At 67.7% G+C, this 20,495-nt stretch carries 19 protein-coding genes; 11 read left to right on the top strand and 8 right to left on the bottom strand.

Translation table 11 applies throughout. The features are described 5' to 3' along the window. Positions 1-55: 55 nt before the first annotated feature. On the top strand, positions 56-3,661 hold the full coding sequence (locus C0R66_RS17680; protein ID WP_158648117.1) for a fibronectin type III domain-containing protein: 3,606 nt from the start codon (positions 56-58) through the stop codon (positions 3,659-3,661). 18 nt (positions 3,662-3,679) lie between these two features. On the opposite strand, the gene C0R66_RS17675 is transcribed toward C0R66_RS17680, so the two are convergent. After that, the gene (locus C0R66_RS17675; protein ID WP_101526354.1) at positions 3,680-4,048 is read right to left on the bottom strand and encodes a VOC family protein; all 369 of its coding nucleotides are present in this window, start codon (positions 4,046-4,048) and stop codon (positions 3,680-3,682) included. A gap of 244 nt (positions 4,049-4,292) precedes the next feature. On the opposite strand from C0R66_RS17675, the gene C0R66_RS17670 reads away from it, so the two are divergent. Further along, positions 4,293-6,851 carry an amidase gene (locus C0R66_RS17670; RefSeq protein WP_158648116.1) on the top strand — a complete coding sequence of 853 codons (2,559 nt, stop codon included), beginning with the start codon at positions 4,293-4,295 and terminating at the stop codon, positions 6,849-6,851. Between the two features lie 72 nt (positions 6,852-6,923). Here the strand turns inward: C0R66_RS17670 and C0R66_RS17665 are convergent, their stop codons facing one another. Together C0R66_RS17665 and C0R66_RS17660 are read right to left on the bottom strand one after the other, a co-directional pair. Next, positions 6,924-7,868, bottom strand: a complete 945-nt coding sequence (locus C0R66_RS17665) for a calcium-binding protein (protein ID WP_101525809.1) — start codon at positions 7,866-7,868, stop codon at positions 6,924-6,926. A 77-nt stretch (positions 7,869-7,945) separates the two neighbouring features. After that, positions 7,946-8,293, bottom strand: coding sequence for a hypothetical protein (locus C0R66_RS17660; RefSeq protein WP_101525808.1), 348 nt, complete (start codon positions 8,291-8,293; stop codon positions 7,946-7,948). A 207-nt stretch (positions 8,294-8,500) separates the two neighbouring features. Between C0R66_RS17660 and C0R66_RS17655 the strand changes: the two genes are divergently transcribed. After that, the gene (locus C0R66_RS17655) at positions 8,501-10,312 is read left to right on the top strand and encodes a calcineurin-like phosphoesterase C-terminal domain-containing protein (RefSeq protein WP_101525807.1); all 1,812 of its coding nucleotides are present in this window, start codon (positions 8,501-8,503) and stop codon (positions 10,310-10,312) included. 373 nt (positions 10,313-10,685) lie between these two features. On the opposite strand, the gene C0R66_RS18810 is transcribed toward C0R66_RS17655, so the two are convergent. Next, positions 10,686-11,501 carry a hypothetical protein gene (locus C0R66_RS18810; RefSeq protein ID WP_158648115.1) on the bottom strand — a complete coding sequence of 272 codons (816 nt, stop codon included), beginning with the start codon at positions 11,499-11,501 and terminating at the stop codon, positions 10,686-10,688. A gap of 332 nt (positions 11,502-11,833) precedes the next feature. Between C0R66_RS18810 and C0R66_RS17645 the strand changes: the two genes are divergently transcribed. From C0R66_RS17645 to C0R66_RS17635, 3 genes are all read left to right on the top strand, one after another. Continuing rightward, complete coding sequence (locus tag C0R66_RS17645; RefSeq protein ID WP_158648114.1) at positions 11,834-12,619, top strand: hypothetical protein; 786 nt, start codon at positions 11,834-11,836, stop codon at positions 12,617-12,619. Positions 12,620-12,676: 57 nt separating this feature from the next. Next, positions 12,677-13,774 (top strand): hypothetical protein, encoded by a 1,098-nt coding sequence (locus C0R66_RS17640; RefSeq protein WP_158648113.1) that lies wholly within the window; start codon positions 12,677-12,679, stop codon positions 13,772-13,774. A 123-nt stretch (positions 13,775-13,897) separates the two neighbouring features. Further along, the gene (locus C0R66_RS17635; protein ID WP_158648112.1) at positions 13,898-14,329 is read left to right on the top strand and encodes a hypothetical protein; all 432 of its coding nucleotides are present in this window, start codon (positions 13,898-13,900) and stop codon (positions 14,327-14,329) included. A gap of 136 nt (positions 14,330-14,465) precedes the next feature. On the opposite strand, the gene C0R66_RS17630 is transcribed toward C0R66_RS17635, so the two are convergent. Then, positions 14,466-15,662, bottom strand: coding sequence for an IS110 family RNA-guided transposase (locus C0R66_RS17630; RefSeq protein WP_101525802.1), 1,197 nt, complete (start codon positions 15,660-15,662; stop codon positions 14,466-14,468). 263 nt (positions 15,663-15,925) lie between these two features. Here C0R66_RS17630 and C0R66_RS18805 point away from each other — a divergent pair, with 263 nt between their 5' ends. The 3 genes from C0R66_RS18805 (at position 15,926) to C0R66_RS17615 (ending at position 17,231) form a co-directional block, all read left to right on the top strand. Beyond that, positions 15,926-16,288: a hypothetical protein gene (locus C0R66_RS18805; protein ID WP_158648111.1), complete on the top strand. Its 363-nt coding sequence runs from the start codon at positions 15,926-15,928 to the stop codon at positions 16,286-16,288. A gap of 128 nt (positions 16,289-16,416) precedes the next feature. After that, positions 16,417-16,938, top strand: coding sequence for a hypothetical protein (locus tag C0R66_RS17620; RefSeq protein WP_158648110.1), 522 nt, complete (start codon positions 16,417-16,419; stop codon positions 16,936-16,938). Next, the gene (locus C0R66_RS17615) at positions 16,935-17,231 is read left to right on the top strand and encodes a transcriptional regulator (RefSeq protein WP_101525799.1); all 297 of its coding nucleotides are present in this window, start codon (positions 16,935-16,937) and stop codon (positions 17,229-17,231) included. The genes C0R66_RS17620 and C0R66_RS17615 overlap by 4 nt, the downstream gene beginning before the upstream one ends. Positions 17,232-17,285: 54 nt before the next feature. Here the strand turns inward: C0R66_RS17615 and C0R66_RS17610 are convergent, their stop codons facing one another. Beyond that, complete coding sequence (locus tag C0R66_RS17610; protein ID WP_101525798.1) at positions 17,286-17,669, bottom strand: hypothetical protein; 384 nt, start codon at positions 17,667-17,669, stop codon at positions 17,286-17,288. Here C0R66_RS17610 and C0R66_RS17605 point away from each other — a divergent pair. Beyond that, positions 17,668-18,207 (top strand): GNAT family N-acetyltransferase, encoded by a 540-nt coding sequence (locus tag C0R66_RS17605; protein ID WP_241901508.1) that lies wholly within the window; start codon positions 17,668-17,670, stop codon positions 18,205-18,207. The genes C0R66_RS17610 and C0R66_RS17605 overlap by 2 nt on opposite strands. A gap of 284 nt (positions 18,208-18,491) precedes the next feature. Here the strand turns inward: C0R66_RS17605 and C0R66_RS17600 are convergent, their stop codons facing one another. After that, positions 18,492-18,671: a hypothetical protein gene (locus tag C0R66_RS17600; protein WP_101526352.1), complete on the bottom strand. Its 180-nt coding sequence runs from the start codon at positions 18,669-18,671 to the stop codon at positions 18,492-18,494. A 29-nt stretch (positions 18,672-18,700) separates the two neighbouring features. Between C0R66_RS17600 and C0R66_RS17595 the strand changes: the two genes are divergently transcribed. Further along, positions 18,701-19,402 (top strand): hypothetical protein, encoded by a 702-nt coding sequence (locus C0R66_RS17595; protein ID WP_422385603.1) that lies wholly within the window; start codon positions 18,701-18,703, stop codon positions 19,400-19,402. A 30-nt stretch (positions 19,403-19,432) separates the two neighbouring features. On the opposite strand, the gene C0R66_RS17590 is transcribed toward C0R66_RS17595, so the two are convergent. After that, complete coding sequence (locus C0R66_RS17590) at positions 19,433-20,380, bottom strand: class II glutamine amidotransferase (RefSeq protein ID WP_101525796.1); 948 nt, start codon at positions 20,378-20,380, stop codon at positions 19,433-19,435. Between the last annotated feature and the right edge of the window lie 115 nt (positions 20,381-20,495).

Below are 20,495 nucleotides of genomic sequence, written 5' to 3'. Positions count from 1 at the left end.
GCCGAACTTTCGGCATTCGGCCGCCTGGGCGGCGGAGCCTACTTAGCCTGAGGCGGTGCTTTCTCTCCGCGTGACCGCTCTGGGCCTGACCGGCCTCCTGCTCGCCGCCACCCCCTCGTTGCCCCTCGGCGAGCCTGCCGAGGCATCACCGGTCGCGTCGGCCGTCGCCGCGCCCCGCGTCGAGACGGGCGTCGAGGCAGGCGTCGGGTCGGGCGAGTCGCCGGCGACCACCACGGCACCGGAGGCCGCCGAGCCGGTCGAGGCGCAGCTGCTTCCCGCGACCTCGCTGCAGAGCCCCGCGCACGGCGACGCGGCGGTACGCCGGCTCGGCGACGACCTGCCCGAGGTCGCGAGAGCCCACGACATGACCGCGGGTCGGCTCCGCACCACGCTGCGCAACGACTCCACGATGTGGGTCGCCCCGTCCGGCCAGCTCTTCGTGAAGGAGGAGGCGCGCTGGGGCGAGTCCTTCTCCAGCGACGTCGCGGCCCGCGTGGCACCGCTGGACCAGACCTTCGCGCTGCACAGCCTGCCCGGCTCGCGGCACGTGATCTACCTCGACTTCGACGGGGTCGACGTGCCCGCCGCGAGCTCGTGGTCCGGGCCCGCGGGCCTTCCAGCGGGGGCCTACCAGGGCTGGGACCCGATGAACGACGGCCCTGTCTTCTCCGCCGCCGAGCGCACCGCGATCCAGGAGATCTGGGCCCGCGTGGCCGAGGACTACGCGCCGTTCGACGTGGACGTCACCACCGCCGACCCCGGGGACGACGCGCTGCGGGTCAACGCCCCCGGCGACACCGAGTTCGGGACCCGCCTGGTGGTCACCGACAGCGCCCAGGCCGGCGCGTCCCTGTGCAACAGCGAGTGCGGCGGGGTCGCGTGGATGGGACAGATCGACCGGCCCGCCAGCGTGGTCGAGCCGGCGTGGGTCTTCGCCGAGCTGAACGCGCAGTCGCCGAAGGCGATCGCCGAGGCCGCCTCCCACGAGGTGGGTCACACCTTCAACCTCAGCCACGACGGCTTCGCCCGCAGCGAGACCGACTGGGACGAGTACTACACCGGTCGGGGGACCTGGGCGCCGATCATGGGTGCTGCTGCCGACGCGCCGGTGAGCCAGTGGTCGAACGGCTTCTACAGCGGCGCCACCAACATTGAGGACGACGTCGCGATCATCGGCGCGATTGCCGGCCACCGGACCGACGAGGGCGGCGACGGCTGGTCGTCCCCGCTGCGCCTCACCGACGGCACCGCCTACGTCGGCGCGTCCTACGACCGGGACGTCTACCTGGTCGACCAGTGCACCACCGGTGCCCGGGCGGCCGCGGTCACGGCCGGCTTCCCGGCGAACCTCGACGTGAGCCTCACCCTCGCCAGGCCCAGCGGCAACAGCGGTTCTCCGGTCACGGTCGCCAACCCACTGGTCACCAAGGTCCCGAGCCTGGACCACCAGCCCTGGTACGGCGCGGGCGTCTCCTACCTCTCCTCCAGCGCCGGCGGGCTGGACGCCGCCCTGGACATCCCGGAGGGGGGCCCCTGGCTGCTCGAGGTGCGCGGCAGCGACGGCCTGACCAGCGCCGAGGGCGACACGGACTTCCTCGCCTACGGCAGCATGGGCGCCTACCACCTCCAGGTCCAGGGGTGCAGCACCCCGCAGGTGGCACCCGCCCGTCCGTCCGGACTGACGCTCACCCCCTCGGGCGGCGACCTGATCGCCACCTGGACCGCGCCGGACAACGACGGCGGCTCCGCACTGACCGGCTACCGGCTGACCCTCAACGGCCAGGACGCGGTCGACGTGGCCGCCGGTGTCACCACCCACACCTTCGTCGGTGCGGCCGCGGGCAACGTCACGGTCGAGGTGCGCGCCGTCAACGCGATCGGGTCCGGTGCCGCCGCCAGCGCGACCTGGAACGCCAGCACGGTCCCGAGCCAGGTCACCGGCGTGGAGGTCGTGACCGACGGCGTGACGTGCAACTTCGGCGACGGGCAGGTGGTACGCGGCATCCAGCTGAGCTGGCGCGCTCCGGTCAGCAACGGCGGTACGCCGGTCACGCGGTACGAGCTCCTGCAGGAGGACGAGGGAGGGTGGTGGAAGCTGTTCGAGTTCCGCTCCACCGGCGGCAACGACAGCGTCTCCATCTGCTTCAACCCGGTCGCAGGGGAGAAGGTCAACTACCGGATCGTGGCGGTGAACGCCAACGGGGCCGGCGCGCCCTACGACTTCGAGGCGCTGCTGAAGGGCCCGCCGGCGCGGATCACCCCGGACATCACCACCGACCGGGACGCCCGGACGGTGACCGTCACCTGGGAGACGCCGTTCGACGGGGGCGAACCGATCCAGCGCATCTACCTCACCCTCACCGACGGGATCTACGGACAGCCGGTGGCGGTCACGCTGCCGCCCGGCACCACGTCGTACACCTTCAGCGGGGTGAAGACCGGCCACAAGCACGTGCTGCTCGCCGCCTCCAACGTCTGGGGGCCGCAGAACCCCAACTCGGGCTCGCGCAACAGCAGCGACACGTCCTTCGACATGCCCCCGATCTCCCCCGACCCGGGCGGTGTGAACGGCAACTCCATCGAGGCAACGGTGCTCGACAAGGCCACCGGCTCACTGCGCGTCACCTGGGATGCGGTGATCCCCGCGGACCCGGTCCACGACCCGATCCTCTGGTACGACGTCTGCGTCGACGTGGTGGGTGAGATCCGCCTGCCGGGCGACGCAGGCCTCGGCGACGGCACCGTCCGGGGGACCGACCTCTGCCACGACGGCACCACCGTCGCCCTGACCGCCGACGCCACCGAGGAGCCGTTCATCGACCTGACCGGCCTGAGCATCGGCAACCACTACGTGACGGTCACGCCGGTGAACCCCGGCGGGCCGTCGTGGATGCCGGGGATGGCGACGGTCAACTTCGACACCACGGCGATCACCTGCCCCACGACGTACACGGTTGCCAACGGCCAGCTCACCTGGGAGTGGGAGTGGCCGGCGGAAGACAACGTCAACTACTGGAACGTGCGAGCCCGGCAGCTGCCCGAGACCGAGTGGACCGTCTGGAAGACCGGCCTGGCCTACTTCATGCGGGGCGTCTACCAGCAGCCCGTCACTCCGGGCGAATGGGAGATCGAGGTGACCGCGAGCCTGCGCAACGGCCACAGCGGTCCGCCGGTCGTGTGCGCCGTGACCGTGCCGGAGCCGGGACCCGAGCCCACGCCGGAGCCCACGCCCGAGCCGACGCCCGTTCCCACCGACTCACCGACCACGCCGCCGGCTCCTCCGTCGGGGCCGTCGACCGAACCCCAACCGGTTCCCACCCAGCCCGTCCCGACCCAGCCCGTCCCGGTCGTGCCCAAGGCGCCCTCGGCGCCCCGGGTCACTGCGGTCAAGCCGGGTGCCAAGGGCGGCGCGAAGACGGTCACCGTGGCGTGGTCCGCGCCCGCGTCGGCGGGTTCCGGCAAGGTCACCACTTACGAGGTGATCGTCTACAAGGTGAAGAAGGGCAAGCGGGTGGTCGCGAGCCGCAAGACCGTGAAGGCGAGCAAGGCGAAGCTGCAGCTCAAGCTGAAGGCGGGGACCTACAAGTTCGCGGTCCGGGCGAAGAGCGCGGCCGGCTGGAGCTCAGCCAGCTCGATCTCCAAGGCCGCCAAGCCCCGCTGAGACCCCGATCGGTTCGGCTCAGGTCGAGGCGGGAGCCTCCGCCTCGGCCTGGTCGGCCACGCAGAACTCGTTGCCGTCGGGGTCGGTGAGCGTGACCCATCGGAAGGAGTCGTCGCCGCGGCGCTCGACGAGTGTCGCGCCGGCGCTGACCAGCCGCTCCACCTCGCCGTCGAGGTCGTCGGTGGTGAGGTCGAGGTGGACCTTGTTCTTGCCCGGCGTGGGGTCTCCGACCTGCTGGAAGGCCAGCGTGATCGGGCCGCCGGTGACCAGCAGGAAGCTGCCGCCGTACGGGTCGGCGACCTCGCCGCCGACCTGCTCTGCCCACCAGCGCGCCAGCGGCGCGGGGTCGCGGGAGTCGAAGTTGACCATGCCGAGTCGAAGAGTCATGTCACGACGGTAGAGGGCGGTGCGGGCGCGGGCCAGAGGCACAGCAGGCGCGTTCATCGTTTGGAAATCAACGCGACACGCCCCTGGTAAGTGCGTCCCTCATTTTGAGTATGCCGTCTTTCGGCACCGGGCGCCTGCTATGCGTGCCCGGAACTCGTTGCACCTCGACCAAGGAGAGCCTGTGAAGAAAGCACGAAGCGCGTCTCGACAAGGGACACGTCCCAAGGTCCGCACCAGAGGGCGGGTGCAGCGCAGGCTCCTGGCGACCGGAGCCGCCGCCAGCCTGGGTGTCGCCCTCCTCGCGGGCACCCCGGCGACCGGGGCCGCCGACGTTCCGGTTCGGGTCGCCGCGGCCGGCTCGTTCGACGTCAACGAGGCGACGATCGCCGAGATCACCGCGGCACTGGAGTCCGGCACGTTGACGAGCGTCGAGCTCACCGCGATGTATCTGAACCGGATCGCCGCGTACGACCATGGCGGCATCACGTTGAACTCGGTGGTGGTGGAGAACGAGGCGCTGCTCGCCGAGGCTGCCCGGATGGACCAGCTGCGGGCCGAGGGCACGATCTTGGGCCCGCTCCACGGAATTCCGTTCACGGTCAAGGACAGCTACAAGGTCAAGGGTCTGACCGTGGCCTCGGGATCGCCGGCGTTCAAGAACCTGGTCGCGAACGAGGACGCGTTCTCCGTGGAGATGATCCGCAAGTCGGGCGGACTCCTGATCGGCAAGACGAACATGCCGCCGCTGGCCAACGGGGGCATGCAGCGCGGTGTGTATGGCCGTGCGGAGAGCCCGTACAACTCCCGCTTCCTCACCGCCGCCTGGGGCTCGGGATCATCGAACGGATCCGGGACCTCGACGGCTGCAAACTTCGCGGCGTTCGGGATGGGTGAGGAGACGGTCTCGTCGGGTCGCTCGCCGGCCTCTAACAATGGCTTGATCGCCTACACGCCCTCTCGCGGACTGATCTCGATCCGCGGCAACGCACCGTTGTGGCCGACCCGCGACGTCGTCGTTCCCCACACGCGCACGGTCGAGGACACCCTGACGGTCCTGGACGTCCTGGCTCAGGAGGACGTCGCGCCTGAGGGCGACTTCTGGCTCACCCAGCCCTTCGTCGACCTCCCCGACGTCGAGGACGTCCGTCCGAAGTCCTACCAGGACCTCAAGGACACCAACGCGCTGGCGGGCAAGCGGATCGGCGTCCCCCGGATGTACATCAACAAGGACACGGTCTCCAAGACCCCGATCACGACCCGCGCGTCCGTGATCGAGCTGTGGGAGCGCACCGCCACGGACCTGCGCGCCCAAGGTGCCGACGTCGTCGAGGTGGACTTCCCGCTCGTGGAGAACTACTTCGAGGATCGACCGGGCGCCCAGAGCATGTACACCCGCGGCTACGTGCCCGAGGCCTGGCGCACCCTGGAGACCGGCGACTACTCGTCGTTCTGGATGGAGAAGTTCCTGAAGTCGAACCAGGACAGCAGCTACCCCTCGTGGGCGAGCGTCGATCCGGCCACCGTCTTCCCGTACCCCAGCCGCCTGCCCGCGAACCCGGACTCGACAACGAGGTCGTACGCCACCCGCATCGACGCGATCAAGACTCGGATGCCGAAGGACCTGTTCGCCGTCGAGGGACTGGCCGAGACGATCGAGGGCTGGGACCGGACCCGGGAGGAGGACTTCGACTCCTGGCTGGACAAGAACGACTTGGACCTTCTCGCGTTCCCGTCCGTGGCCGACATCGGGAAGGCGAACGCCGACGTCAATGTCGCCTCGAACACCGCCGCGCACGCCTACGGTGTCGGACGATCGGCGACCGACCATGTCATGCGCATCTTCGGCCTGCCGAGCGTCTCGGTGCCGATGGGGCTGCTGTCGGACATCGACATGCCGATGAACGCCACTTTCGTCGGCATGCCGTACACCGACAACGAGCTGCTCTCCGTCGCCTACGACTACGAGCAGGCCACGAAGAACCGGCAGCCTGCGCCGCGGACGCCCGCACTCCCGCAGGATGTCGTCACCGTGACGACGGACGCCGCCCAGCGACCCGAGAACCGAGCCGATGTGACGGCGCCCGAGCTCGACGTGGACGTGCAGAAGGTCGACTGGACCGGGTCGACGCCACGCATGGTGGTGACCGTCACCACCGATGGTGACGTCGCCGCCGACAGTGTGTGGCTCACCGTGAACGGCGACGAGCTGACACTCACCGAGCTGGACCAGCCCGGGACGTTCCAGGCGGTCGCCGTGATGGACCGCTACCAGTACCGCGGTGACACCGGCCCGTCCGACACCGTCACCGTGCTGGCCCTCGCCAAGGACTCCGCTCGCAACGCCGCGGCGTTCTCGTCCTCGGTCAAGGTTGCGAGCCTGGTGGGCAGCGAGCCGGCGCCCGAGGTGCCTGCCACACCGACACCCACGCCCACGCCGACCCCGACCCCGACCCCGACCCCGACGCCGACACCTGCGGTGCCGACCCCGTCGGTGCCGGTCCCGCCCAAGGCGACCAAGGCGACCCCGTCCATCTCCGTCGTCAAGCTCCAGGGCAAGGTCAAGATCGGCCAGCGGGCGAAGTTCGTGGTCATCGTGAACACGCCGTCAGGGCTGGCCAAGGGCACCGTCACCGTGGCCCCTGCCGGTAAGCGCAGCTTCACCGGCAAGCTCGTCAAGGGCCGCCTCACCGTCGTGCTGCCGAAGTTCTCCAAGCCCGGCATGAAGAAGGTGAAGGTCGGCTACAGCGGCAATAAGTCGACCCGCAAGGCGACCAGGAAGGTCACCGTGCGGGTCACTCGCTGACGATCGCCGAGCAGTACACGCGTGGGGGCAGGTGGGACTGAACAGTCCCGCTTGCCCCATGCGAACGTCGGGTCAGCGGCGCCGCTCGCAGGAGCTGAGCTGCTCGCCGGCCAGGCAGCGGTCCCGGCCCCTGGCACCGTTGAGGCGGTCGAGTCCGGGGCCGCCGACGAGGAGGTCGGCGTGCTCGCCGCCGATCAGGACGTCCTTCCCGCCACCGCCGAAGGCTCGGACCCGGAAGCCGCTCCCGTGCCGCACCTGGAACAGCTCGGGCTTGGGACCCCCGCGGAAGGTGACCATGCCGGGGGCGGTGTTGCCGTCGAGCACGAACTCCTCGACCCCCGTCAGCCTCGCGACGCGAGCTCCGCGCTGCTCGATGAATCGCTTCGGCACGTGGATCACCATGTCGTAGGCGCGGCGGCGACCGCCGTAGTTGTCGAACTCCACCCGGTCCCTGCCCCGGCCGCCGACGAGGGTCCGGGTGGGTTGGCCCCGCCAGTTCCGCTCGACCTCGACGCGTAGGATGTCGTCGCCGGGCCCGCCTCGCGCCACCGTCCCAGCGACCGTGGCGAGCAGGTCATCGCCCAGGCCACCCAGGAGCTTGGTGTCGATCGCCCCGGGCAGGCCGATGACGGAGTCGTCGCCGTCCTCGCCGCTGAGCCGGTCCGTGCCGTAGCCGCCGGAGACCACGTCGTCGCCGGGGCCACCGCTGACGACGTCGTTGCCCGGCACCGGTGCGGGCGCTCCCCGAGATATCGCCGGGTCGGCGATGGCATCGCCGTTCAGCTCGTCATCACCGGGACCCCCGGTGATGACGTCGTCCCCGCCGCCGCCGTAGATCTGGTCAGGCGCAGGACCTCCGATGAGGACGTCGTCGTAGGGAGACCCGATGATTCCGGTGTACTTGTCGGCGGGTGTCGGGGCGAAGGTGTCGGTGCCGTCTCCGGTGGCGGTGAGCGCAGCCAGGTCGACGGTGACGGGACCGGGAGCGTCGGCGTAGGAGACCTTGTCGGAGTACACCCACTCGGTGGGGTCGAGGCCGGCGGGGCCGGTGTCTGCGCCCAGGTCGACGTAGTCGTCGCCGGGGCCCGGCTGGATCAGGTCCCCCAGTAGTCATCGCTCCAGAAGTCGTCTCCGCCGAAGAGTCGGTCGTCCCCCGGTCCGCCGATGATCTCGTCGTCCCCCGCCAGTCCGCAGATCGTGTCGTTGCCGCCGGCGCCGTCGATCCGGTCCTTCCCCTCGGTCCCGACGATCACGTCGTCGCCGGGCGTCCCGACCACCCACGGGGCCCGGCCCGCGACCTCCGGGACGACGATCGTGGCCACCTTGCCGTCGCAGGTGGTGGCAGGCTCATCGGCCTGCCGTGCTGCCCCCGCGGGGCCGACGGGCGCGACCACCGACAACGCGAGCGCGAGACCGATCACGGTGATGGATGCAGTTCGCATGGGTGCTCCTTGGACAGATGAGGGGTGTCGTACCCAGGTCAACGAGTGAGACGCCACCGCGGGCCGAAAAGTTGTGAGGCTCATTCAGGCGGGTGACCGCGAGTCGTCGCCGAAGGGCGCACTGGTCGCCACCGGGGATTCACCTTCCGCCATCAGCGTGGAGGTGTGGCCCAGTCAGGGGCCGCACGACAGAGAGAGAAGGAAGCCATGCCACAGCAGCGTTCTCGGGCCCTCGCCGCCATCGGCGCAGGGGCGCTCGCCCTGTCCGTCGCGGCGGTGATCACGCCGACCGCCGTACTCGCCTCCCCGGACCACACCACCGCACGCCCCGGCGGCTCGCATCAGGACTGGGCGGCCACGGCGTACCGCGGCCGGGTCCAGGTCGTCGCGGGTCCAGATGAGGACCAGCGCACCCTCGACGGGGTGGTCTTCAACGACCGCAACAAGAACTCCCGGCAGGACCGTGGCGAGCGCGGCATCAGCCGCGTCACGGTCTCCAACGGCCGGGACGTGGTGACCACCGACCGCAGCGGCCGCTACCGCCTCCCGGCGTACGACAACATGAACGTGTTCGTCACCCAGCCGGCCGGCTACCAGGTGCCGGTGGATGAGGCGAACGTCGCCCAGTTCTCCTACATCCACCTGCCGCAGGGCTCCCCGGCACTGCGGTACGGCGGCATCGCGCCGACCGGCGAGCTGCCGGACCAGGTGAATTTCCCGATGGCGCGCAGCATCGCGACCTGGTCGCCGTGGCAGAGCTGCATCATGGGCGGCGACGTCCAGACCTACAACCAGGCGGAGGTCGGGTACGCCCGCTCGGGTGCGTTCGCCGACCTGGCCGCACGCAGCGACTACACCGGCTGCGGCGCCCTGTTCCTGGGCGACATCGTGGGAGACGACCTGTCCCTCTACCCCCAGACCCGCGAGCTGTCGAGCATGCTCAACGGACCGGCGCGATTCCTGCCCGGCAACCACGACCTCGACTACGACGACCCGACCGGCGAGCACCGGTTCGACACCTACCGGGCGGCGTTCGGTCCCGACTACTACTCCTACGACGTCGGCAAGCTCCACGTCGTGGCGCTGAACTCGGTGCAGTACCGCCAGGGTCAGTCCTACTTCGGCGGGCTGGGGGAGCAGCAGCTCCAGTGGCTCCGCCGTGACCTGGCGCGGGTGCCGAGGCACAAGACGGTGGTGCTCGCGTCCCACATCCCGCTGCTCAACTTCCACGACCAGGCCGAGACCCGCCACCAGGTCAAGGAGGTCAAGGAGGTCCACGCGATCGTCGCCGGACGCGACGCGGTCTCGTTCGCCGGCCACAGCCACACCACGGAGGTCATGCGCAAGGGCGACTCGACCGCCGGCTGGACGCAGACCTGGGGAGTGGGCGCGCTTCCGTTCGACCACATCACCGCCGGCGCCATCGCGGGCGACTGGTACTCCGGCCGGGTGACCGACGACGGGTTCCCGACCTCCATCCAGAAGGACGGCGCTCGACCCGGCGTCCTGACCTTCCAGTCCGGTCCCCGCGGGCACACCGAGCGGTTCAACATCACCGGTGAGGACGACTCGGTCCAGATGGCCGTCGGTGTCAACTCGCCCCGCTACCGCGAGTGGTTCGCCGCCCACCGCACCAACCGCCCCGCTCCGGTCTTCGCCGACCCGACCCGCGTCTCCCGGGCTGACCTCGCCGGGCAGACCTACCTCACCGCCAACGTCTACCTGGGCTCCACCGGCACCCGGGTGACCGTCTCGGTCGACGGTGGCGCCGCCCGGCCGGCTCAGCGCACCCAGCAGATGAGGGGCGAGGCGAAGAACACGGGGGCGGAGTGGTCCGACCCGGTCGCAGTCCAGGAGCAGCTGGTCCACGGCGGCAACCCGGCCGAGAGCACGATGCACCTGTGGCGGCTCGCGCTCCCCACCGACCTGGCGGTCGGCCGGCACACCGCCAAGGTCACCAGCACGGACCGCAACGGCCGGGTGAACACCGAGACCATCGAGTTCACGGTCACCGAGTGAGTGGCACAAGCTCCTGACGGAAAGCCCTCGCGAGGCGTGGCCTCGTGGGGGCTTTCCTGCTGGGCGCTCGTCTGCGTCGGACTATCCGTGTGGGCGGAGCGCGGGTTTAGCGCTTGTCCGCCCACGGACGCACGTGTTGTACGACGTCCGCGTAGAAGGTGGTGGTCACGCTCTTGACCGACCTGATCATGGTTTCTGTCGCTACGGTTGAATCCCCGATAGGTACGCCGTCGAACCGTGACTGCACGTGCATACCGCCCACTGTGACGCGGGTGCGCGATTGGTCAGACGAAGGTAACCACTCGCAGCCGGCGGAGGCGCGACCCGCCTCCAGCCGCGGTGCGACGGGGCTTGGACTCCAGTCTGTATCACGTCAGCGACTAGTGAACGTGGCCGTCGATCTGGCGCGATGAAGCTTCAGCACTGCCTCCATCAGGTGCATGCCCGTTAGGACCGGAAACAGGGTCCTTGTGAAGTCGTTGGACAATCGCATATCGACGACACCGGGGTCAGCCGTCGGCAGTTCCTCCCGCTCCAGCACCCCCATTGAGGCCCATGGCCTTCCGTGTGCGAACCCCGAACAGATCTGCCATGAGAACAGCACGCCGACACCCAGCACTCCTGCGTGCACATCGGCGTACTCGACGGGCTGGCTTGGCCTGTAGCCGCGCCGCACGTATTCCTGATCCTCGATCCGTGCGCGTCTCGCGACATCGAGCATCGACTGGATCTGTTCGCCGACCGGTCGCCGAGGTGGAGGTATCTCCGGCACGTTGGACAGAGCAGTACTGCGGTCGTTGGCGTTTTTGACGTGCCACTTAAGGGTCCGTGCGACTCTTTCGGCTCGGCCCGAAGGGTGAAGAATCCAGTAAGCCGTCGCGGCATTCTCGATAAAACCCCGAGACAGCGATCCCGGCGCAGAGGTATGGAGCTCTTGATGGTCAAAAACCAGACGCTTGACTGCGTGAGCATGGTCGATGGCCGCGAGCAAGCACTGGTGTACCGCATGCGACACCTGATAGGGAGCGGACGCTCGATCGTCGCCGGCCAGGGAGCTTCCAGGGGCGGCGCGCCACTCGCCGGGGGTGTCCGCTCGTTGTGCCAAGACATCAATGAGAGGGCCAATCTCGTGCCACTTCTCAAGCACCTGGTCCTCTCCCCAGGCACGACTTTCGCGTTGGTCGCTCACGTCCAGAACCATAGGGGCCGGGATCCACGCCCGCGCGCACGCCAGGACGTTGTAGTAGCAGCGCCAGCCAACTTGGTCCCGCAGCGCCAGAGATCGACCGCGGCAAACCAGATCATCGGCGAATGTCGGATCAGATGCGTACGTTGACTACCGTGCCATCAATCTCAGCGGTCAGCGAGTCTTCACCCTCTCGTGCTCAACTTGGATCAAGCCTACGCGCCTGCGCCGAGGCGGCACGCGCACTCGGTCAAACGCACCGCTGGCGCCCGGAACGGGAATCAGAGACGGCCGCGACATGGCGCTCCGCCGCCACTGACATTCGGGCGCGGACCTTGACCGAAGCGGACGTGCAGGCCCTCACCCTCCTCCACTCAGGACTCGAGCATGTGGTGGCCACGGCACAGAGCATCACGGCCGGAAAAGCTCTCTTGCCGCACACGCTCGCTAGGACCGCGACGGAGCACCTCCTGCGGACCCATCACCTCTTGGACGAAACAGCTACATCACGCGAGCGCATCCAGCGACGCTTGAACGAATGGCTGTACGCCATCACGGAGGCTGGGCACAGAAGGCAGGGCCTGCTCAACAGTGACGTCATCGCAACAGCGGGGCTTACCCCTGCCGACCTCGGTCTGCCGCTGCCCGACCAACTCCACGAGGCTTACGAACGCGCAGCAGCCGTTGGTGAAACGATCACCAACCTCGGCGCGAACGGCAAGAAGATTCGAGTTCCTCGAGTCGAGGGAACGCCTGGACGGATCTCAACCATGAGCCTCGCAGAGATCTACACCGCCGGAGGAGCTGGCGGTATTCCGGCGTTCACCATGCGCAGTCTCTCGGCCTCGGTCCACGGTACTGAGATCGGCGTCCTGCAGTCCTTCTCCAACGACTCGCCGGCTGACCCGTACCTCGGGGGAGTGATAGTTCCCGAACCCGCCCAACTGGATCCACCAGCCCTCGCATTCAGTCTGCTCGGCGTCGTGTTGACCGTCGTCAACACCACCGACTCGATTCGCATCAGGTTTGGGTGGCCGGACCACACGCCGGCGGATCGACGCTACGAGCGCGCGAAGGACGCGCTTATTCGCATATGGAGTACAGCAATCGGCACCTCGTAGTCCGTGGGCACGCCCGCTCTGGCTTGATTCGCATCAACGGTACGGCAGGATGTCATCGTGCCTAGAGATAAGATCGCCGATCTACCGCTTATCTGGCCGACGACACTGGAACGTCCCCACCGCGCAAAGATCGCGTACTTGGATCTTAACCACTTCATCAATCTGGCAAAGTGCGCTCACGGCCATCGGGCGTTTCAACACTACCGCGAGTTGCTGGCTGCCGTGCTCCGTGCAAAGGAAGACGGACGGGCGACCTTCCCGTTGTCAAGCGTGCATTACGTCGAAGTGGCGAATATTGAAGATCTCCGCCGCCGACGCGACGTCGCCGAAATGATGGAGGCCGTCACCGCGTTCGCGTCGCTTCTCGACCGACCTACCCTGGCGCGCCTAGAACTGCGGGAAGCTATTCGCGAACGGTTGCGCCTGGATGTGTCCCTTGATCGGTATCCGTTATTGGGATCGGGGGTATTACGTGCCTTCGGCAAGCAGGGCGGACTCAAGGTCTGGAACGAAGCGGGCGAGGATGTGACCGCCTCTGCCCGCACCAAGGTCGGACACGAGGAGTTCGATCGGCAAATGGCCAAGGCCGAACTAGACCTGAACAGGTCCGTTCTGAGTGGTGTTCTGGCTCCCGAGCACGGCGAACTGCCCCCATCCGTTGAGCAAGCGGCGAGTGAACTCAAAGTCGGGATACGAACAAGACTGCAATTCGAGACGGACTTCGTCGAGATGCTGAAGAAGCCTGAACATGGCGAGTTCCGCAAGGAACGATTAAGAGATGCGGTGAGCGCACGCGAGATGGCGCACGAATGGATCGACGCTCTCCTAGAGGAACTTCACGCTGTCGGAGCCTCGGTCCAGGACGTCATGGGTAACGAGCCGCAAAGCGCGCGAAGGTTCGCGGAGGCGATGCCATCGACGCGTGTCGCGATCTCAATGAAGACCAGATACCACCGCAACCCGCAGCGGATGTGGACGATGAACGACGTTCATGACATCGACGCAGCGAGTACTGCAGTTGCATATTGCGACGCGGTGTTCAGCGACAAGCACGTCTGGAACGCCTTGACCATCGCACGAGAACTGGAGCCGATGAGGACCTTCCTGCCACGTAAGCCAGAGCAGTTGGCGGAGTGGTTGGAACTACTTCCTTAGTCGTCGTACGGGGACGGCCGGGTGATGGCTGTCGCAGCGCGTCCTTCCGCCGCGAAAGCCTCGTCGAGAGCGCCCGACCAAACGAGGTGTCGACGAAGTCGTGTGGGTGGTCCAATGGATTCCATGGGTGACCCCGGCGACCATGTCCTGCGTCCGCACTTCGGTGACTACCCGAACGGTGCCTACTGGTCGGCCGTGCGAGTGGAACCCGTCACTGATGGCGAAGAGGACGCTTACGACGCCCCCCCGATCGGGGACGTCATTCGTTTCATGTGGGACTACACGGTCAACGTTCCACTGTGGGACGCCGAGGGGCTGCTACGGGAAGAGCCGGAATGGCTACGCAGACAGCTGGGCCTTGGCGACAAGCTCATAGAGGCGCTTACCGACTGGGGATCGCGCATGAACCACCTGGACGGCACCCGTTGGGGTCAGAAGTCCGATGCCGAGTGGGAACAGGCATACCGTGACATGGACGCTCGGGCGCGCGATCTGGTGGAGCGGCTTCGCACAGAGCTCGGGACGCGATACCGCGTGGTCTACAAACCGTGGTGAGTCGGCCTCAGTTCGGGCTCGCCGGCCGCGAGGTCTGCTGCCCGCATAGATGGGCCGGTGCGACCCCTGTTCAATGACCGCGTCCTTCCGCCGCGTGACGGCGTAGCGAAGCGTCCGAATCTGGCACCCCTCTGTGTCAAGGAGTGCTCGTTGTGAGGGTCTTCCGACCGGGAGATGGTCGGCGTAGCGTCGGCTGCGCGGGTCCGGGAAGTGGCTGATCCGAAGTGTCGATGAGCGGGTGTGAGTCGGCCGCGCTGGATTGAAGTGTCGCCCCGCAGTGCCCTCCCGGGCCCGCTCCATCGTGCTTCTGGGCGTCGGCGACGAGCTGTCGGTAGACGACGTCGGACAGCCGTCGTTTCAGGCACCGCAGGGCTTCCATCGGGGTCTTGCCAGCGGCGAGCTTGCGGCGGTAGTAGGCGCGGCCCTCGGTGTCGTGGCGGATCTGCACGATCGCGGCGACGTGCAGGACGTGGTTCATCCGCCGGTTCCCCGCTCGGGACAGGCGGTGTCGGGTCTGCTCGCCCGATGAGGCGTCCAGGGGCGCGGTCCCGGTCCAGGACGCGAACCGGTTGCGGTCGACGAAGCGGGTGACGTCGCCGACGTCGGCCAGGGTCCGGGCGGCGCCGGCTGGGCCGATGCCGTAGATGTCCATCAGACCTGACCCGCGGGCGAGGACCGTCGCCTTCAGTTCGGCCTTGATCTTCTTCAGCTTTGCATCGCCCGCGACCAGGTCGGCGACCTCCTCGGCAGCCATCCGGCGACGAGTCTTGCCGGCGATGTCACGCGGCCGCACGGTGGCCAGCATGGTCTTGGCCTGGGTAGCTGAGAGGTCGCGTTTGCGCTGGCCAGGCAGCAGTTCGCTGAGGAGTCGCTGCAGCCGGTTGACCGTCTGGACCCGTTGGCGGGCGAGTTCATCACGGCGGTCGGTGAGCATCCGCAGGGCTTCGAGCTCGCCGTCCTCGACCAACACCCGCAGGCCCCCGGTGCGGACCGCGACGACCGCGATGGAGTGGGCGTCCAGGGCGTCGGTCTTGCGGTTGTGGCCGGTGTCGAAGAGCCGCACCCGGGCCGCGAGCTTGGCCGGCACGTCGACCACCCGCTCGCCGGCGGCGACGAGTCGTTGGGCCAGGGGACGACCGGCGCCGTTGGCTCCCTCGACGGCCCACGTGCGTTGGGGCCACTGCTTCACGTAACGCTGGAGTGCTGCGTGACCGGCTCTGTCTGTAGCGAAACGACCCGTGCCGAGCAGCTGCTCGTGGGTGTCGACGACCTCGATCGTCACCGACATCTTGTGGGGATCGACCCCGATGATCACCGCCTGCGTCTTGCTCATCTGCTCACCTCGCAACTGGGAACCAGCAGGACGACGAGGTGGGCATTGCTACTACGAGCTGGGCAGACCCCTCTGGAGCCACTCCTCGTCACGGTGACCGGCGAGGCGCAGTCCAGATGAGAGCCACACCATCGGTGGGCAGCCGATAAGAGAGCGTCCCGCCGATCACCTGGATCGAAGTCTGGCCGGACACCGATCCTGCGGGAAGTTTCCTAGTAGCCGAGGAGCGGATGCCTCCATGCGCCGGGAACTACGATCCGAGCATGGACAAGGGCGCTGCACTGGTGGCCGCTAGCAGCAGCAAGTGGGAAGACCGGGCAGTCGCTGCGGAGGCACTGGGTTCGATGGACGATGTGGAAGCCGATGCCGCGCTCGGCGCGCTGCTCAACGACGAAGATCTCGGCGTCATCGAGCGCGCAGCCGCCTGCCTCCTGGGGCTTCCCACGACCAGGGCACTTGAACTCTTCACGGGCGCGTACGCCGTCGTTGACGATCAGCGTGGAGACGCGATGAACGATCAGTTGCGTGTCGCCGTCGTAAGAAATCCAAAGCTTCGACCCGCACTGCTCGAACTGGCGAACGGTGGAGAAGCTGGAGCGCGAGCCGTACTCGCGTGGCTCGGCTAACCTCACTCATCTGCCGCGTATGGCCTGACAAGCGTCGACTCATGCCGTGGCGTTAAGACTTGCGGATGCTCCTGGGCTTTCATACGTATGGCTTGCCAAACAGGCAAGTCGCTGCGTAACTTGCCTTCATGGCAAGCGAACCTTTCGATCTGGACCACCCCGGCCCTGGCCGTGCGATGGGCGACGCAGAGGATGCTCGGGGAGCTCTCCGGGATCTGGACCACGTCCGGGCCAGGTTCGGTCATCGGCTGGCCACGCCGTGGTGGTACAAGGTCATGGCCTCGGCGATCGTGGCCGCGCTCTTCACTGGCGCCGGCATGCCGTACGAGAGCATCTCCCTTGGCTCCTTCAGCACCGGAGCCTTCCTGGTGGTGTTCGCTGCGGTAGTGGGGCCGGTGGCCTTGCGTGGGCTACTCAAGCGCAGCACCGGCGCTTCCTTCGACCGGTACAACAACGGTTGGACGATCCCTTCGGTGGCGCTGATCGGCTTGCTGGTGGTCTGCGTATCGCTCCAGACCTTCGCCGACCTTGACCTGGCCCCTCTGGTCGGTGCCGCGGTCGGGTTCGTCTTCACCTACCTCTACGAGCAGTGGACCGACCGGCGTCTTGCTCGCGGGGAGTTTCCCGCCGGGAAGCGAGCCCGGGCGTGAGCAAACCGCCCAGGTTCGACGAGGTCATCCATGCCCGCAACAGGCTGCATATCTGTGCGCTGCTGGCTGAGGTCGACTCCGTCGACTTCGCCACCGTGCAAGAAGCCCTGGGTGTCAGTGACTATGTCGTCAGCAAGCACCTCAAGGTCCTCGTGGACGCTGACTACGTCCGTACCCACAAGGAGAAGCAGCAAGGCCGGGCACGGACATGGTTGAGCCTCACCGACACCGGGCGGACGGCACTGCATGCACACCTCGCCGAGCTGCGCCGGATCACGGGACTCGGAGACTGAAGCCCAACAGCGATCGGTATCGTCCGCGCGCTCTGATAGCCGCATCTGCCCCAGTCACGACGAGCCATCTCCCGCTCGAGCCACGCGCTCGCGGCTCAGATACCGAACCGGCTTGCCGAGCGACTCCGCGTAGGCAATCTCCCGTCGGGTCGACTCACCTACATATCCGCCCGGATCCACGATGTACACCTCGTCGGCCATGCGAATCTTCTGGAAGTGCACGGCGGAGAGCCGCACCTTCAGGTCCGAGCGATCGGCCGTCCAGTCGTAGTCCTGCAGGTCGGGGAGGCTGAACATTCCCAGGCTGATCACGACGTGACCGTCCAGCGTGAGCCGCTGGTTGACCTCCGCGAACTCGGCCTCGAACCTGGTCGAGCCGCAGAGCGTGATGACCTTTGGCTGGCCTTCGTCTGGCAGCCGTGTCTGCGGGAGGTCCATGAGGGTCATCATCGGCCATCGGCAGGACGCGTATGTCGGCGACGAAGACTGGGATGCTCTCCTCATGGAGCACCTTGAGGTCGACGGCCGGCGATACGTCATCGATCGAGCGGGGGCCGACGACGTACCGGCTATCGCAGACCTGCTTGCCGATGACGTCCTTGGTGCCGCACGCGAGTCCGACGACCTGGCCCCGTATGAAGATGCCTTCCTCGAGATCGATGCCGATCCGCACCAGTTCCTCGCGGTGATTCGAAGTGAGGGCGGTGCGATCGTAGGGACCATGCAGCTGACGACGGTGCCCGGCTTGGCTCGTGGAGGTGCCAAGCGTCTGCTGATCGAAGGCGTGCGACTGGGGTCATCGGTGCGAGGAGGCGGACTCGGCACAACCCTCCTCGAGTGGGCACACGAATATGGTCGACGCGAAGGCGCCGTCCTGGCCCAACTCACCTCCGACAAGAGCCGCACCGACGCCCACCGCTTCTACGAGCGTCTCGGTTATGCAGCAACGCACGAGGGCTTCAAGCTGACTCTCTAGACGCAGGCCCCCTCGCGGATTCCAGCATCGTCCTTCGCATTCGCCGACCGCCCGATCCCAACGCAACAACGGCGGGTGGAGACGAGAAGGCGCCTTAGCGTTCACGCCCAGGCACGATGCCCGTCCGCCCCTGCCAGGAGCCGTGCTCGGACACGACGCGCGCTCCAGCAGCCCCGCCTGGGGTCGTCGTCTCCCAGCGTGCCGAGAAATTCCGGGACCCCCGGTCCAGCAGGTGAAGCACGAGCCGAAGTGTGCCCCAGGTACGACGTCCCGGGACATCACGTCTAGCCCGGGGTGGGCGTCTCCTGCTCGATCTCGTCGTACCGCTGGTGCAGACGATCGCGGACCTGCTCAGGCGTGTACGACATCCGCTGCCGCTCTGCGCGGGTGACCACGACTCCGGTCGCCACCACGCCGGCCATGCCGGCCATCCCGAGAAGCTTCCACCACGTCGCCGCGCGCATACGGGCGACCCTAGCCCCCATGGGGCACGATGCCTCGCGTGAGTGACATGCGCGCCGAGGGCATCTCCGTCGAGGAGGCCGCCCGCCTGACCCGCACCGGGGACCTCTGGCTGTTCCGCGGCCGCACCACCGCCGACCGCGCCATCCGGACCCTCACCAACGCCCCCGTCAACCACGTGGGCATGGCTGTGGTCATCGACGACCTGCCGCCGCTGCTGTGGCACGCCGAACTCGGCAAGGCACTCGTCGACCACTGGTCCGGCGACTTCCACCGAGGCGTGCAGCTGCACGACCTCGGCGACGCGGTGACCCGGTGGCGCGAGACCTACGGCCAAGCGGCGTGGATGCGCCAGCTCACCCCGGAGGGAGGTCGGGAGCAGGAGGACGGCGCCCTGCGCGCGGTCGCGCGCCTCGACGGGGTCTCGTTCCCCAGCACCGCCCGCCTCGCAGCCCGGTGGCTAGGCGGGCGCGACGCCCACCAGCCGCGCCGCAAGCGCGGACAGCGGGTTCGTCCTGAGGCGGCGTTCTGCGCGGAGGCCGTGGCGCTGACCCTCCAGGAGATGGGGATCGTCGAGGACGGCTGGAAGCCGACGTGGTTCGACCCAGGCACCTTCTGGAGCGGCGAGTTCCTGCCGCTGCTTCCCGGCTGGTCCTACGGCGCGGAGATCCAGGTCGGCGCGCTCCCACCCAAGACCGCGAAGGTCCCCAGCGCCCGGAGGCGCTGGCGCTAGCGCCGCTAGCGCCGCCCCCAGAGTGCCCGCCTACACCTTCAACAGGTCGACGGTTCGGGTGATGCTCTCGCCGTCCCTCTCGAGAAAGACGATCTCCCCGAACTCCAACGTCGACCAGTCGTCGGTGCCCTCGGTGAGCGGCTCGGAGGCGAAGATGACGGACGTCGCCTCCTCGACGCTGCAGTCCTCGAAGCCGTACGTCGAGTCGTCCTGAAAGTTCCGACCCATCAGCAGATACATCGGCTCCAGGAGCATGGCGAGGGCGAAGTCGTCGGTGCCCGGCTCGGACTTGCGCAGCTCTCGCCAGTCACCTGCCGGGTCCGTCTCGCCCTGGTGCCCGGTGCCGACGTTGACCCCGATGATCCGGTTCGGAGAGACAAGGGCCAGCTTCAGCTTGATCAGAGCCGGGAGGTCGAGATCCTTCATCGCCTGCACCAGGAGCCTGAGCATCTCCTCGAAGGCGCGCTTCACGTCCTCGTCGCTGTCGCTCTCGAGCAGCGACAGCAGGAGCACGTAGAGGAACTCCGTGTCGGTGTTGCCCCTCATCTGCTTCAGGTACTCGTCCTTGCAGTGCTGCAGCAGCTCCCGCTGCAAGAGCTGCCAGTTCGGCACGTCACCGTTCTGCGCGATGATCCACGGAGTCCCTTCGAAGGAGAAGGGGTGGCAGTTCTCATCCGCTAGCACGGTCTTCGCGTTGTAGTCCGCCGCCCGCACGTGCGCCAGCATGGTGCTGACCTGAAGGCTCGGCACGATCCCGCCGACATTGTCGTCGTAGAAGGCGGCCATGGGGCGGTGGTAGAGGAAGGGCTCCTCTGGCTTGAGCAGGTGCTCGCCCCACGCTCCGAATCCCCATCCGGCCAGCTGAAGCTGAGGGTGACGCTCCGGGTCGAGGGCCTGGTTGATGAGACTGTTCTCCGGCTTGAGCAGCAGGTTCTCCAGCGGAACTTCAGACCCGATATAGGCGAGAACTCGGCACATAGGTTTCCTTCACTGATGGTTCTTTGCGTCCTTCCGGCATCGCCGCGAGCGTCTCGAGACTATGTCGGTACGGCGGGCTGCCGCCAAGCGAGCCTGAGCTGTCTCCACCACGGCT

It is taken from the genome of Nocardioides houyundeii (assembly GCF_002865585.1).
GTDB lineage: Bacteria > Actinomycetota > Actinomycetes > Propionibacteriales > Nocardioidaceae > Nocardioides > Nocardioides houyundeii.
This window is presented reverse-complemented; position numbering and strand designations above follow the sequence as displayed.